Raw genomic sequence first — 13,987 nt, 5'->3', positions numbered from 1 at the left:
AGATCACGGCGAGTTCTTCGACTCCACCGTGATGTCGCCCGAGACGATGGCCTTCTGCAGTGCAGTGAGCTCGTCGGGAAGGCCTGCGGGCAGCTTCGACTCGAAGTCGTGGAAGCTCGAGAGCTTGACGCCCTCGTTCTCCAGCGTGCCGACGTACGGCGCGGCGTCGAACTCGCCGGTGGAGGCGGCGACCGTGGTGTCGTAGACGGCCACGTCGATGGCCTTCATGATCGAGACCAGCGTGACGTCGGTCACGCTCGTGTCGGCGACGGCGAGGTCGCTGTCGACGCCGAGCATGAGGGTGTCGTCGCCGCTGTCCTTGATGGCGGCTGCGGCGCTCTTGTAGATGGGGCCACCGACGGGGAGGATCACGTCGACGCCCTGGTCGAGGACCGACTGCGCCGTCTGCTTGGCGGTGTCATTGGCGTCGAAGCCGCCCGTGAAGGCGCCCTTCTGGCCCGCGACATCCCAGCCGAAGAGCTTGACGTCGGCGCCCTTGTCCTCGTTGTACTTCTCGACGCCGAGCGCGTATCCGTCCATGAAGACCGCGACGGACGGGATCTGCATGCCGCCGAAGGTGCCGACCTTGTTCACGCCGGCCTCAGCCGACCATGCCGCGGCGGCGTAGCCACCGAGGTAGGCGGCCTCTGCCGTGTTGAAGACGAGGGGCTTGATGTTCGGAGCGTCGGTCTTCTGGTCGCCGTCGGTGTCCGCGTAGTCGTCGATGATCGCGAACTGCAGGTTCGGGTTGGCCTTGGCCGCCTCGACGGTCGCCGCGGCGAGCTTGAAGCCGACGGAGACGATGAGCGTGCAGCCCTCGGAGATCGCCGTCGTCATGTTGGGCTCGTAGTCGTTGTCGTTGGTCGACTCGAACTCGATGGGCTTCACATTGAGCTCAGCGGCGGCCTTGTCCATGCCGTTCTTGGCCGATTCGTTGAACGACTTGTCGTTCCAGCCACCGGCGTCGGAGATGAGGCAGGGCTTGAAGCCGTCGACGACGTCGCCGGCACCAGCGCCGGCGGACGAGGACGGGTTGGCCTCGGGGGCGGTACCGCAGCCGGCCAGGGCGGCGATGAGAAGCGCGGCGCCGGCGATGCCGGCGAGCTTCTTCGGGTTCGAGATGGTCAAGAGTGCCTCCACGGAAGAGAACCCGCGGACTTCGCGGGTGTGCGCAACCGAAGTTACCTACTGTGACGACGACCGGGCACCCTGATGAGCCCGTTCCTCCGAATGGTTACAAAGCCGCAATGAACCCGTCACAGGAGCGGCATCCTGCCCAATGGACGGCGGCTCAGAGGACGTCGCCGCGCCCCGTCACCTTCAGCGCGTCGACGACCCGCTTCACCCGCTGCGCGTGCTCGGCGGTGGTGACCAGCAGCGCGTCGTCGGTGTCGACGACGACGATGTCCTTCACGCCGATGATGCTGATGACCCGGCTGGTCTGCGAGACCACGATGCCGCTCGCCGCGTCCGAGAGCACGCGGGCGTTCTGACCGAGGATCGCGAGGTCGCTGCGACCCGCCGAGTTGAGCTTCGCGAGGCTCGCGAAGTCCCCCACGTCGTCCCAGTCGAAGTGCCCGGGCACGACGGCGAGCCTGCCCTTCTCCGCCGCGGGCTCGGCGACGACGTAGTCGATGGCGATCTTCTCGAGGGTCGGCCAGATGCGGTCGACGGCCGGACCTCGGCGATCGCGGTCGTCCCACGCTTCGGCGAGCTCCATGAGACCCGCGTGCAGGGTCGGATTGTTGGCCTCTATCTCGGCGAGCAGGACGTCCGCCCGCGAGATGAACATGCCCGCGTTCCAGAGGTAGGAGCGGTCCGCGACATAGGACTTGGCGGTCTCGAGGTCGGGCTTCTCGACGAAACGCTCCACCAGGGAGGCATCCCGTGCGCCCTCGACGATCAGCTCACCGCCCCGCTTGATGTAGCCGAAGCCGATCGCGGGCTCCGACGGCGCGATGCCGATCGTGCAGATGTACCCCTCGCGGGCCACCGCGACCGCGTCGCGCACGGCGAATTCGAACACACGCGAGCCGCGGATCACATGGTCCGCAGCGAAGGAACCGATGACGACATCGGGATGCCGTCGGTGCAGGATCGCCGCAGCGAGACCGATCGCGGCGGCCGAATCCCGCGGCTCGGATTCGAGGATGACGTTCTTGTCGGGGATGCCGGGGAGCTGGCCTTCGACGGCGGCGCGGTGCGCGCGGCCCGTGACGACGGCGATCCGATCCGGACCCGTCAGCGGCTCGAGCCTGTTCCAGGTGTCGCGCAGCAGCGAATGCCCGGACCCCGTCAGATCGTGGAGGAACTTCGGCGCATCGGCGCGGGACAGCGGCCAGAGGCGCGATCCGACGCCACCGGCGGGGATGACCGCATAGAAATCCTCGATGTGTTCGACCATGCCCCGAACCCTACCGGCCGATTAAGGCTCGCCTTCCTCGCCCGCCCCTCTCGAGGCCGCTTAGGATGGTCCGTGCGCCCGCTTGCGACGATGGGCGACATTCCCCGGGATGCCGCGATCTCGCCGCATGGGCGCGATCCATCTCACTCAAGGGAGGACGACCGTGTCTGCACCAGCACGCGTCACGCCGTCGATCGCTGAGACCACGTCCAAGACCCCGCGCGGCACGCTGTACCGCGGTAACGAGGGCATGTGGTCGTGGGTCCTTCACCGCATCACCGGCATCGCCATCTTCTTCTTCCTGCTCGTGCACGTCCTCGACACCGCACTCATCCGGGTCTCCCCCGATGCGTACAACGCGGTCATCGGCACGTACAAGAACCCGATCATGGGCCTCGGCGAAGTCGCCCTGGTCGGCGCGATCGTCTACCACGCCTTCAACGGCCTCCGCATCATCGCGGTGGACCTGTGGCCGTGGGCCACGCGTCACCAGCGGCAGCTGTGGTGGGGCGTGCTGGCCGTCTGGGCCGTCACCCTCGTCGGCTTCGCCGCGCGCCACCTGCCGAACGTCTTCTCGCACATGGGAGGCGAGCACTGATGACCGCCGACACCCTCGCCGCACCCCGCACCCCGCAGGGCAAGGCCGCCGTCCGCAAGAAGGGTCCCAACCTCGAGAAGTGGGGCTGGGTCTTCATGCGCGTCTCCGGCGTGCTCCTGCTCGTCCTCATCTTCGGGCACCTCTTCGTCAACCTCATGGTCGGCAAGGGCATCTCCGCCCTCGACTTCGGGTTCGTCGCCGGCAAGTTCGCGAACCCGTTCTGGCAGTGGTGGGACGTCCTCATGCTGTGGCTGGCGTTCATCCACGGCACGAACGGCATGCGCACGATCGTCAACGACTACGTCACCAACGCGAAGGTCCGCCGGGTCCTCGTCACCAGCCTCTGGGTGGTGGCCGGCTTCATGATCCTCCTCGGCACCCTCGTCGTCTTCACCTTCGATCCCTGCATCCCCAACCTCGACGGCAGCGTTCTCGCCGAGGTCTGCAAGGCACAGGGCTGAGCCGGCCGCGCCGGCACGCAAAGCAGAGAACAGAGGCAATCGTCACGTGAGCACTCAGACCGCGGACTCCGTCGTCAAGGACGGCGTCCACTACCACCAGTTCGATGTCGTCATCGTGGGCGCCGGCGGCGCCGGGATGCGCGCGGCGATCGAGGCCGGCCCCGGCGCGAAGACCGCCGTCATCACCAAGCTCTACCCGACCCGCAGCCACACCGGTGCCGCGCAGGGCGGCATGGCGGCAGCGCTCGCGAACGTCGAAGAGGACTCCTGGGAGTGGCACACCTTCGACACCGTGAAGGGCGGCGACTACCTCGTCGACCAGGACGCGGCCGAGATCCTCGCGAAGGAAGCCATCGACGCGGTCATCGACCTCGAGAACATGGGCCTGCCCTTCAACCGCACGCCCGACGGCAAGATCGACCAGCGCCGCTTCGGCGGGCACACGGCCGAGCACGGCAAGAACCCCGTCCGCCGGGCCTGCTACGCCGCCGACCGGACGGGTCACATGATCCTCCAGACGCTGTTCCAGAACTGCGTCAAGCTCGGCATCAACTTCTTCAACGAGTTCTACGCGCTCGACCTCATCACGGTGAAGGATGCCCTGGGTCGCACCGGCATCGCCGGTGTGGTCGCCTACGAGCTCGCCACCGGCGACCTCCACGTCTTCCACGCCAAGGCCGTCATCTTCGCGACCGGCGGCTTCGGCAAGATCTTCAAGACGACCTCGAACGCGCACACCCTCACCGGTGACGGCGTCGGGATCGTGTGGCGCAAGGGCCTCCCGCTGGAGGACATCGAGTTCTTCCAGTTCCACCCGACAGGCCTGGCGGGCCTCGGCATCCTCCTCACCGAAGGTGCGCGCGGTGAGGGCGCGATCCTCCGCAACGCCTCGGGTGAGCGATTCATGGAGCGCTACGCCCCCACCATCAAGGACCTCGCGCCCCGCGACATCGTCGCGCGATGCATGGTCAAGGAGGTCCTCGAAGGTCGCGGCGCCGGTCCCAATAAGGACTACGTCTACCTCGACTGCACGCACCTGGGCGCCGAGGTCCTCGAGACCAAACTCCCGGACATCACCGAGTTCGCTCGCACCTACCTGGGCGTCGACCCCGTCGTCGAGCCGGTGCCGGTCATGCCGACCGCCCACTACGCGATGGGCGGCATCCCGACCAACGTCAAGGGTGAGGTGCTCGCCGACAACGACACCATCGTCCCCGGCCTCTACGCCGCCGGCGAATGCGCGTGCGTCTCGGTGCACGGCGCCAACCGTCTGGGAACGAACTCGCTGCTCGACATCAACGTGTTCGGCAAGCGGTCGGGCCAGAACGCCGTCGAGTACGTGCAGACGGCCGAGTTCATGCCGCTCCCCGAGGACCCCGCCAAGGAGGTTCGCGAGATGATCGAGGGCCTGCGCAGCAACACGGGCACCGAGCGCATCTCCACTCTTCGTAAGAAGCTGCAGGAGGAGATGGACGCGAACGCCCAGGTCTTCCGCACCGAAGAGACGCTCACGAACGTCATGGGCACGATCAACGACCTGCGCGAGCGCTACAAGAACGTCCACGTCGACGACAAGGGCAAGCGCTACAACACGGATCTCCTCGAGGCCGTCGAGCTGGGCTTCCTGCTCGACATCGCCGAGATCGTCGCCTACGCCGCGCGCAACCGTAAGGAGAGCCGCGGCGGCCACATGCGCGAGGACTACCCCGACCGCAACGACGACAAGTACATGCAGCACACGATGGCCTACCTCACGGGCGACCCGCACTCCGCGAACCCCGAGGACCACATCCGCCTGGATTGGAAGCCGGTCGTGTTCACCAAGAACGAGCAGGGCGAGTACAACTACCCGCCGATGGAGAGGAAGTACTGATGACCATCGTCGATTCCGACGCTCCGGCCGGCACGCAGGAGTCCACCGACTCCGGCATCCAGTCGTATCTGGTCACCTTCATCATCCGGCGCTTCGACCCCGAGGTGGACGCGGAGCCGCGCTGGGTCGACTACGACGTGGAGATGTACCCGACGGACCGCGTGCTGGACGCGCTCCACCGCATCAAGTGGGACGTCGACGGCACGCTGAGCTTCCGTCGCTCGTGCGCCCACGGCATCTGCGGCTCCGACGCCATGCGCATCAACGGCCGCAACCGCCTCGCCTGCAAGACGCTGATCAAGGACCTCGACATCTCGAAGCCGATCTACGTCGAGGCGATCAAGGGTCTGCCGCTGGAGAAGGACCTCATCGTCGACATGGACCCGTTCTTCGAGTCCTTCCGCGACGTGCAGCCCTTCCTCCAGGCGAACACCGCACCGGAGCCCGGCAAGGAGCGCATTCAGTCCATCAAGGACCGCGCCGTCTACGACGACACCACCAAGTGCATCCTCTGCGCTGCGTGCACCTCGTCCTGCCCGGTGTTCTGGACCGACGGACAGTACTTCGGCCCCGCCGCGATCGTCAACGCGCACCGCTTCATCTTCGACTCGCGCGACGACGCGGGCGACGTGCGCCTCGACATCCTCAACGACAAGGAGGGCGTGTGGCGCTGCCGCACGACCTTCAACTGCACCGAGGCGTGCCCCCGCGGCATCGAGATCACGAAGGCGATCGCCGAGGTCAAGCAGGCGGTTCTCCGCGGCTGACCCATCCGGATAGCCTCGAGGCGTGACCTCGGACGACACGACGCCTCCCCTGCGCGAGCGGTGGGAGGCGTCTCGTCTGCGTGAACGACTCGATCAGCCGATCGAGCGGGCCACCGAGCTGACGCAGCGGACGATCGGCGCGTTCCCGGTCCGGGTGTGGCGCCGTTTCCTGCGCCGGAACGGGTTCCTGCTCGCGGCATCCATCAGCTACCAGTCCCTCTTCGCCATCTTCGCAACGCTCTACACCGCGTTCGCCGGCGTCGGCCTCTGGCTCGGCGGTTCGCAGGCCGCCATCGACGGGCTCATCGCCGTCGTGAACTCCTACCTGCCCGGGTTCATCGCGGTCGGGGGAACGCTCGACCCCGCCGACGTGGCGGGTATCGCGCGTGACAGCGGCAGCCTCCTCGCGGTCACGGGTGCGATCGCCGTCGCCGTCGCGATCTGGACGGCGATCGGGTTCGTCACGTTCACCCGGCGCGCCGTCCGCGACATCTTCGGCCTGCCGTTCGACACTCGCAGCTTCGTGCTCCTGAAGCTCGGCGACCTCCTCGCCGCGCTGCTCTTCGGACTCGCCCTCGTCCTCGGTGCGGTGTTCGGACTCGTCGCCGGCGGTGTCGTCGCGATCGTCCTCGACTGGGCTCAGGTGCCGTACGAATCCACCGCCGTGGACGTGTCGAGCCGCATCGCGTCGGTCGCCGTCAGCATCCTTCTGAACACCACCGCGCTCACCGGACTCATCCGGTTCCTCACGGGTACCTCGCTGCCGGTGAGGTCGATCATCCCGGGAGCGGCCGCCGGCGGGAGCGCCCTCGCGCTCCTGCAGCTCGGCGCCGGATTCCTCGCGGTCTACTCCCCCACCAACCCGCTGCTCGCGACCTTCACCGTCGTGGGACTCCTGCTCTGGCTGCGTCTGGCGGGGATCGTGATCCTCGTCGCCGCGTCGTGGATCGCCGTCGCCGCGGACGACGCGGACATCCCGCTGGTCGAGGTGACGGCGCAGGAGCGTCGCGAGCAGGAACGACGTGCGCTCCAGGTCGTGGCGGAGGCCGGCGTCCGCGAGGCGCGGCAGGCGGTTGTGAACGCGTCATGGTGGCAGAAGCCGGGCGCCCGGCGCGACCTGCGGCGGGCTGAGGAACTCCGGGATCGCACCCAGCGGTGAGGCGGTGTCCGCGGCCCTGGATACGCTGGAAGGCGTGCCACGAACACTCCGCATCGCCTCCGTCAACGTCAACGGCATCCGCGCCGCCGCCCGGAAAGGGATGCACGACTGGCTCGAGACCGCGGGTGTCGACGTCCTGACCCTGCAGGAGGTGCGGGCCGAGGCGTCCGATCTCGCCGCTGCCCTGCCCGGCTGGCACCTCGTCAACGACGAAGCACTCGCGAAGGGCCGCGCCGGCGTCGCGATCGCCGCGCGCGCACCGTTCGACGTCTGGCGCGTCGACCTCGGCGACGACACGCTCGACTCGAAGGGCCGATGGGTCGAAGCCGACATCGAGGTCGACGGCGAGCTGCTCACCGTGGTCAGCGCCTACGTCTTCACCGGCGAGGCGGGCACCGAGAAGCAGGTCGCGAAGTACGCGTTCCTCGACGCGATGGAAGAGCGGATGCCGCACCTCGGTGACCTCGCCCTCATCACCGGCGACCTGAACGTCGGGCACCGCGAGTTCGACATCCGCAACTGGAAGGGCAACGTCAAGAAGGCGGGCTTCCTGCCGCGCGAGCGCGCCTACTTCGACCGCTTCACCGGCGCCGCGGGCGAGACCGTCGCGACGGTCGACGGGGAGAGCGGCACCGGCCTCGGCTGGGTCGACGTCGGTCGCAGCTTCGCCGGCGAGGTCGACGGGCCGTACACGTGGTGGTCGAACCGCGGCAAGGCGTTCGACAACGACACCGGCTGGCGGATCGATTATCACCTCGCGACGCCCGAACTCGCGACGCGCGCGACCGATTACCGGGTCGTCCGGGCGCCCTCGTGGGACACGCGGTGGAGCGACCACGCGCCCGTCGTCGCCGACTACACGCTCGGCAGCTGACGCAGGGGCGCGGGGGCGCGGCATCCGTTCGCGCCTAGGATCGTAGGGTGAGCAAACCCCGCCTGTACTCCGGAATGCAGCCCTCCGCCGACTCCCTTCAGATCGGCAACTACATCGGCGCGCTCATGCAGTGGCGAGACCTGCAGGAGTCCTACGACGCGTTCTTCTCCGTCGTCGACCTGCACGCCCTGACCCAGCCGAACGACCCGTCGGAGCTTCGCGAGAAGACCCGCCGTACGGCCGCGCAGTACATCGCCGCCGGCATCGAGCCGGCCAAGTCGACCCTGTACGTGCAGTCCCACGTCCGGGCGCATGCCGAACTCGCCTGGGTGCTGTCCACGATCACCGGGTTCGGTGAGGCGGGACGCATGACCCAGTTCAAGGACAAGTCCGCGCGCTACGGCACCGACGCCACCAATGTCGGCCTGTTCACCTACCCGGTCCTGATGGCCGCCGACATCCTGCTGTATCAGACCGACATCGTCCCCGTCGGCGACGACCAGAAGCAGCACATCGAGCTGACGCGTGACCTCGCGGAGCGCTTCAACGGGCGTTTCGGCGAGGCGTTCCGTGTGCCGAAGCCCGTCATCCAGAAGGAGACGGCTCGTATCTACGACCTGCAGAACCCGACGTCGAAGATGTCGAAGTCCGCTGAATCGGATGCCGGTGTCCTCTGGCTCCTCGACGACCCGGCGGCATCGGCGAAGAAGGTCATGCGCGCGGTCACCGATTCGGAGGGCGTCGTCCGGTACGACCGGGAGAACAAGCCCGGCGTCTCGAACCTGCTCGTGATCTACGCGGCCCTCACGGGCCGCGAGATCCCCTCGATCGAGGACGAGTACGCGGGTCGCGGCTACGGCGACTTCAAGAAGGGGCTCGCCGAGGTCGTGGTGTCGGAGTTCGGTCCGGTGCGCGAGCGGGCTCTCGAGTTGCTCGACGATCCCGCCGAGCTCGACCGGGTCCTGTCGGCGAACGCCGCTCGCGCGGACGAGGTCGCCGACCGCACCCTGGGCGACGTGTACGACAAGCTGGGGCTGCTGCGTCGTGCCTGACCAGCCCGGACTCCAGCCCGCCGCCGAGGCGGTCGCAGCGATCGATGCGGCGGCCGCGGCATCCATGGCGGCTCCGGACGACCGCGCCGCGCAGGAGGGCCTGTGGCGGGCCGTCTTCGCCCTCGAGCGCTGGATCTTCATCGCGCGGGGAACCGAGGAGCAGCCCACGCCCTTCGCTGCGACGACCGAGCAGGGCCCGGCGATCTTCGCGTTCTCGACGCCGCAGCGTGCGCAGGACGCGGCGGCGGGCTTCGGCATCCCGAAGGAAGAGGTCGACCGCCTGCTGGCCGTTCCCCTGCCGGATGCCGCCGGCTGGGTCGCGTCCTACGCGGAGGCGGGCGTCGAGTCGATGGTGTTCGACGTGCCGGTCATCGGTGCGATGGCTCCGCTGGCCAATCTGGCCGCGATGGCCGTCTGGATCCAGCAGCACCCCGAGGGCTGAGCGTTCGGGGTTCAGCCCCGAGGGCTGAGCGTTCGGGGCGACGGGGCCGGTTGCGTGCCGTTCTCCGGATGAACGGTCGGTGACAGAGCCGAGGTGCCGGGGTGGTGGGATCCATCCGGAGAACGGCACGCTGACGGACTCACACCCGACGCCGGGAGCGGAGCAGGCCGCGAACCGCCGAGGCCACCCGCTCGGGTCGCCACATGATGTCGGCGGCTGTCAGCCGCAGGACGGTGTATCCGCGCTCGGCCAACGCGAGGTCTCGGGTGCGATCGAAACGGTATGCCTCCGACCCGAGGTGATGAGCCTCGCTGTCGCATTCGATCACCAGCCACCCGTTCACCAGGAGGTCGACCCTGCCCACCCCATCGATGCGCACCTGCAGGTCGACATCCCTGGTGATGCCGCGTATGAGAAGTCGAGCGAGCGTTTCCGGCCCGGACTCCGCCCGGCCATCAAGTAGCGGCACCAGCGTCGCGAACCGCTTCGGGAGGAGAGCGAACACCTCCGTCACGTCGCTCGGTCGGATCAGCCCTGTGTGCAGCGAACTGTCCAGCGAGGCCACAGCGGCCCGCGGAGGCTGGCAGCGCACCGCGTGCGCGAGCGTGTCGATGGGGTGAGCGCACGCTCGGCGAGGGAAAGGGCCGTCCGACGACGGGAGCCAGTGACGCACGATCCGCTTGTCGGCGGAGGGCTTCAGCCGAGTCGAGTGGGGCGGCACGAGGACGTGGAGACCCCCGCCGTCGAGCACGAAGACTCCCAAGAGCCGCAACGCGCTCACGCAACTCAGCACTCCTCCTGCCTCGACGGCGGCGACCAGCGCCGGGTCGGTGCCGGCGGCAAGGTAGTTGTCCCGGCGCGCACGAATCAGCCGCCCCTCCCGGATCGCCGCAGCGATCGCGCGCTTGCTCACCCCTTCTGCCCGGAGCTGCGCAGTGCTCACTACCGGGGTTGCAAGGACATCCGCGGCCCGCTGCCGGAACGCCCGACGTTCGCTCTCCCACATGCCGCCCACCCTGGCCGGTGCGCAATCGACCTCAGGCCCTCTCCACAGGTGACGCCAATCCCGAAGTGGCAATCGGCGAGGTGCAGAAAACGCGGACCGTTCTCCGGAGCAGCGCTGCGGGAAGCGACACCTCCGGCTGCGAGGTGCGTTCCCTCCGGAGAACGGCACATGCCGGACCATCCGGCTTGGCGTGTTGCGCCGAGGGCCACCGGGCGGGCAGGTCGCCCACCCGCGTCCCGTTCTCCGGAAGACCGAGCCACGGAGGTGGCATTGACGCTCCGTCACCCGGGATGTCCGGAGAACGGCACACGACCGCCGGTAGCGTGAGGGCATGGAACCGGTGACTCTGCGGACCGAGCGGCTCGGACTGTCCGTGCCGACGGCGGACGACATCGATGCGATCACGGCGGCGGCGCAGGATCCTGAGGTGCCGCGGTGGACGACGCTCCCCTCGCCCTACGAGCGGCGGCACGCGGAGGAGTTCGTCGCCAAGGCGACCGGGTGGTGGGACGACGAGAGCGAGCTCACCTGGGCCGTCCGTCTCGACGGCCGCTGGATCGGCATGGTCGGCCTGCACCGCGTCGAGAAGCAGAGCGCTGCCGAGATCGGGTTCTGGATGGATGCCGCGGCCCGCGGCCACGGTTACCTCACCGAAGCGGCGACCGCCGTCGTGGAGTTCGGGTTCGCGGAGCCCCTCTCGCTCGCCCGGCTCCAATGGCGCGCCGTCGTCGGGAATCACGCGTCGGCACGGGTCGCGCAGAAACTCGGGTTCCGGTACGAGGGGCTTCTCCGTCAGGGCCTCAGCGATCCGCGCGGTCGCCACGACGGCTGGATCGCGGCCCTCCTCCGCACGGACGACCGCTCGCCGCAGTCGTGGCCGGTGCTCCCGCAGCCGGTGCCGTGACAACCCCCTGACCGCCGTCCCCGGCGGATGGCAGGATGACCCCATGCCTGAGATGCCCGAGGTGCAGGGACTGGTCGACTTCCTCCGCGAGCGCGCGACGGGACTGACCGTTACGAAGGTGTCGGTGGCGAACATCGCCGCCCTGAAGACGTACGACCCCCCGATCGACGCCATCACCGGCGCGACGGTGATCGGTGCGGACCGGCACGGCAAGTTCGTCGACCTGCAGACGGATGCCGGTGCCCACCTCATCTTCCACCTCGCTAAGGCGGGCTGGCTGCGCTGGTACGACCAGCTGCCCGCCACGGTCATCCGGCCGGGGAAGACCCCGATCGCCCTGCGAGTCGGCTTCGACGACGGCTCCGGGTTCGACCTGACGGAGGCCGGGACGAAGAAGTCCCTCGCCTACTACGCCGCCCGCTCTCCCGCCGACGTCCCCGGGATCGCACGCCTCGGCCCGGACCCGCTGGACGAGTCCTTCACCCGGGACACGCTCGCGGGTCTTCTCGAGGGGCGCCGCACCCAGATCAAGGGTGTCCTCCGGGACCAGTCGATCGTCGCGGGGATCGGCAACGCGTACTCCGACGAGATCCTCCACGCCGCGAAGATGTCGCCCTATGCGCTGGCGGCCGGGCTGACGGATGCCGAGATCGACCGGCTCTACGCGGCGTTGCGGCAGACCCTCGCCGAAGCGGTGGCCGCGGCATCCGGCAAACCTCCCGCCGACCTCAAGGACGCCAAACGCCGAGGGATGGCTGTGCACGGGAGACGGGGCGAGACGTGTCCGGTGTGCGGCGACGAGGTGCGATCGGTGTTCTTCGCCGACAACAGCCTGGAGTACTGCCCGACGTGTCAGACGGGCGGCAAGATCCTCGCGGACCGCCGCCTGTCGAGGCTCTTGAAGTAGGTCAGACGGTTCCGGCGAGGACGCGCGCGTCGTCGTCGACCCAGTCCATCGACTTCGAAACGGCCTTCTCCCACAGACGGCACCGGCGGTCGCGCTCCTCGGGGTCCATCTGCGGCTCGAAGCGGCGATCCTCCTGCCAGTACCCCCGGAGCGCGTCCTTGTCCGACCACACACCGACGGCGAGACCGGCCGCATAGGCCGCGCCCAGGGCCGTCGTCTCGACGACCTTCGGGCGGATCACGGGAATGCCGAGGATGTCGGCTTGGAACTGCATGAGCGTGTCGTTGCGGGTCATGCCGCCGTCGACGCGGAGCTCTTCGAGGTCGCGCCCGGTGTCGGAGATGACGGCGGTGATGACGTCCCGCGTCTGGAACGCGGTCGCCTCGAGGGCGGCGCGCGCGATGTGCGCCTTGGTGACGTAGCGGGTGAGACCGACGAGCGCGCCGCGCGCGTCGGGGCGCCAGTAGGGCGCGAACAGCCCCGAGAAGGCGGGCACGAAGTAGGCGCCGCCGTTGTCCTCGACGCTGCGGGCGAGCCGCTCGACCTCTCCCGAATCGGAGATGATCCCGAGGTTGTCGCGCAGCCACTGCACGAGCGATCCGGTGACCGCGATCGACCCTTCGAGTGCGTAGTGCGCCGGCTCGTCGCCGAGACGGTAGGCGACCGTCGTGATGAGCCCGGCGTCGGAGCGGACGAGATCGGTGCCGGTGCCGACGAGCAGGAAGTTGCCCGTGCCGTACGTGTTCTTGGACTGACCCGCATCGAAGGCGGCCTGCCCGAAGGTCGCCGCCTGCTGATCGCCGAGGATGCCCGCGATCCGGATACCGCGGGCGACGCGCGGCTGCACGACCTCGCCGTACACCTCGGAGGAGGAGCGGATCTCGGGCAGCATCTCGCGCGGGATGTCCCAGGCCTGCAGCATCTCCTCGGACCAGTCGAGGGTCTTCAGATCCATCAGCAGCGTGCGGCTCGCGTTGGTGACGTCCGTGATGTGGATGCCGCCGTCGCTGCCGCCCGTGAGGTTCCAGACAATCCACGTGTCGGGGGTGCCGAACATGAGGTCGCCGTTCCGGGCCGCGTCGCGGGCGCCGTCGACGTGGTCGAGGATCCACGCGATCTTCGAGGCCGAGAAGTAGGACGCGAGCGGCAGGCCCGTGACGTCGGCGAAGGCATCCACACCGTGGGCGTCGATCAGCCGGTCGATCGCCGGCTGCGTACGGGTGTCCTGCCAGACGAGCGCGTTGTGGATGGGCCTGCCGGTGCGGCGGTCCCAGACGATCGCGGTCTCCCGCTGGTTGGTGACCCCGATGGCTGCGACGTCGGAGGGTGCCAGGCCGACCTGGTTGAGCACACGGGCGAGCACCCACTCGGTGTTCGTCCAGATCTCCACGGGGTCGTGCTCGACCCGCCCGGCCCGCGGAAAGATCTGCTCGTGCTCCCGCTGGGCGGTGGCGACGAGCGCCCCCTCGCCGTCGAACACGATCGCTCGTGTCGAGGTGGTTCCCTGGTCGATGGCGATCACGTGTTCGGCCACGTCTCG

Annotated in this window: 14 protein-coding genes; 10 read left to right on the top strand and 4 right to left on the bottom strand. The window is 68.7% G+C overall.

Annotated elements, in window-relative coordinates; all coding sequences use genetic code 11:
• Positions 1–3: 3 nt before the first annotated feature.
• Positions 4–1,128 (bottom strand): BMP family protein, encoded by a 1,125-nt coding sequence (locus BBA86_RS01045; RefSeq protein WP_065570149.1) that lies wholly within the window; start codon positions 1,126–1,128, stop codon positions 4–6.
• A gap of 163 nt (positions 1,129–1,291) precedes the next feature.
• Positions 1,292–2,404, bottom strand: coding sequence for a mannose-1-phosphate guanylyltransferase (locus BBA86_RS01040; RefSeq protein WP_065569849.1), 1,113 nt, complete (start codon positions 2,402–2,404; stop codon positions 1,292–1,294).
• 163 nt (positions 2,405–2,567) lie between these two features.
• Between BBA86_RS01040 and sdhC the strand changes: the two genes are divergently transcribed.
• Genes sdhC through BBA86_RS01000 form a run of 8 tightly spaced genes read left to right on the top strand, consistent with a single transcriptional unit; the run spans position 2,568 to position 9,630 of the window.
• Positions 2,568–3,002 (top strand): succinate dehydrogenase, cytochrome b556 subunit, encoded by a 435-nt coding sequence (sdhC, locus tag BBA86_RS01035; protein ID WP_018188784.1) that lies wholly within the window; start codon positions 2,568–2,570, stop codon positions 3,000–3,002.
• Positions 3,002–3,463, top strand: coding sequence for a succinate dehydrogenase hydrophobic membrane anchor subunit (locus BBA86_RS01030; RefSeq protein WP_065569848.1), 462 nt, complete (start codon positions 3,002–3,004; stop codon positions 3,461–3,463). Before sdhC ends, BBA86_RS01030 begins: the two co-directional genes overlap by 1 nt.
• Before the next feature lie 46 nt (positions 3,464–3,509).
• Positions 3,510–5,336 carry a succinate dehydrogenase flavoprotein subunit gene (gene sdhA, locus BBA86_RS01025; RefSeq protein ID WP_065569847.1) on the top strand — a complete coding sequence of 609 codons (1,827 nt, stop codon included), beginning with the start codon at positions 3,510–3,512 and terminating at the stop codon, positions 5,334–5,336.
• On the top strand, positions 5,336–6,103 hold the full coding sequence (locus tag BBA86_RS01020; RefSeq protein WP_065569846.1) for a succinate dehydrogenase iron-sulfur subunit: 768 nt from the start codon (positions 5,336–5,338) through the stop codon (positions 6,101–6,103). The genes sdhA and BBA86_RS01020 overlap by 1 nt, the downstream gene beginning before the upstream one ends.
• 22 nt (positions 6,104–6,125) lie before the next feature.
• Positions 6,126–7,262, top strand: a complete 1,137-nt coding sequence (locus BBA86_RS01015; protein ID WP_065569845.1) for a YihY/virulence factor BrkB family protein — start codon at positions 6,126–6,128, stop codon at positions 7,260–7,262.
• 34 nt (positions 7,263–7,296) lie between these two features.
• Positions 7,297–8,136 (top strand): exodeoxyribonuclease III, encoded by an 840-nt coding sequence (locus BBA86_RS01010; protein WP_189318394.1) that lies wholly within the window; start codon positions 7,297–7,299, stop codon positions 8,134–8,136.
• Between the two features lie 47 nt (positions 8,137–8,183).
• Complete coding sequence (gene trpS / locus BBA86_RS01005; protein WP_083199388.1) at positions 8,184–9,188, top strand: tryptophan--tRNA ligase; 1,005 nt, start codon at positions 8,184–8,186, stop codon at positions 9,186–9,188.
• On the top strand, positions 9,181–9,630 hold the full coding sequence (locus tag BBA86_RS01000) for a hypothetical protein (RefSeq protein ID WP_065569842.1): 450 nt from the start codon (positions 9,181–9,183) through the stop codon (positions 9,628–9,630). Before trpS ends, BBA86_RS01000 begins: the two co-directional genes overlap by 8 nt.
• Before the next feature lie 139 nt (positions 9,631–9,769).
• Here BBA86_RS01000 and BBA86_RS00995 read toward each other — a convergent pair whose 3' ends face one another.
• Positions 9,770–10,573 (bottom strand): endonuclease domain-containing protein, encoded by an 804-nt coding sequence (locus tag BBA86_RS00995; RefSeq protein ID WP_083199431.1) that lies wholly within the window; start codon positions 10,571–10,573, stop codon positions 9,770–9,772.
• 394 nt (positions 10,574–10,967) lie between these two features.
• Here BBA86_RS00995 and BBA86_RS00990 point away from each other — a divergent pair, with 394 nt between their 5' ends.
• Both BBA86_RS00990 and BBA86_RS00985 read left to right on the top strand, forming a co-directional pair.
• Positions 10,968–11,540, top strand: a complete 573-nt coding sequence (locus tag BBA86_RS00990) for a GNAT family N-acetyltransferase (RefSeq protein WP_065569840.1) — start codon at positions 10,968–10,970, stop codon at positions 11,538–11,540.
• A gap of 43 nt (positions 11,541–11,583) precedes the next feature.
• Positions 11,584–12,447 carry an Fpg/Nei family DNA glycosylase gene (locus tag BBA86_RS00985; RefSeq protein WP_065569839.1) on the top strand — a complete coding sequence of 288 codons (864 nt, stop codon included), beginning with the start codon at positions 11,584–11,586 and terminating at the stop codon, positions 12,445–12,447.
• Between the two features lies 1 nt (position 12,448).
• On the opposite strand, the gene glpK is transcribed toward BBA86_RS00985, so the two are convergent.
• A complete protein-coding gene (gene glpK / locus BBA86_RS00980) occupies positions 12,449–13,981 on the bottom strand; it encodes a glycerol kinase GlpK (protein ID WP_065569838.1) in 1,533 nt (510 codons plus the stop codon).
• Between the last annotated feature and the right edge of the window lie 6 nt (positions 13,982–13,987).

This window comes from Microbacterium oleivorans, assembly GCF_001691565.1.
Taxonomy (GTDB): Bacteria; Actinomycetota; Actinomycetes; order Actinomycetales; family Microbacteriaceae; genus Microbacterium; species Microbacterium oleivorans_B.
This window is presented reverse-complemented; position numbering and strand designations above follow the sequence as displayed.

What these genes read in the sequence shown, in the direction of transcription:
- BBA86_RS01040 (WP_065569849.1), bottom strand. Translation starts at nt 2,404, where the DNA reads ATGGTCGAACACATCGAGGATTTCTATGCGGTCATCCCCGCCGGTGGC.
- BBA86_RS00990 (WP_065569840.1), top strand. Translation starts at nt 10,968, where the DNA reads ATGGAACCGGTGACTCTGCGGACCGAGCGGCTCGGACTGTCCGTGCCG.
- BBA86_RS01020 (WP_065569846.1), top strand. Translation starts at nt 5,336, where the DNA reads ATGACCATCGTCGATTCCGACGCTCCGGCCGGCACGCAGGAGTCCACC.
- BBA86_RS00985 (WP_065569839.1), top strand. Translation starts at nt 11,584, where the DNA reads ATGCCTGAGATGCCCGAGGTGCAGGGACTGGTCGACTTCCTCCGCGAG.
- BBA86_RS01030 (WP_065569848.1), top strand. Translation starts at nt 3,002, where the DNA reads ATGACCGCCGACACCCTCGCCGCACCCCGCACCCCGCAGGGCAAGGCC.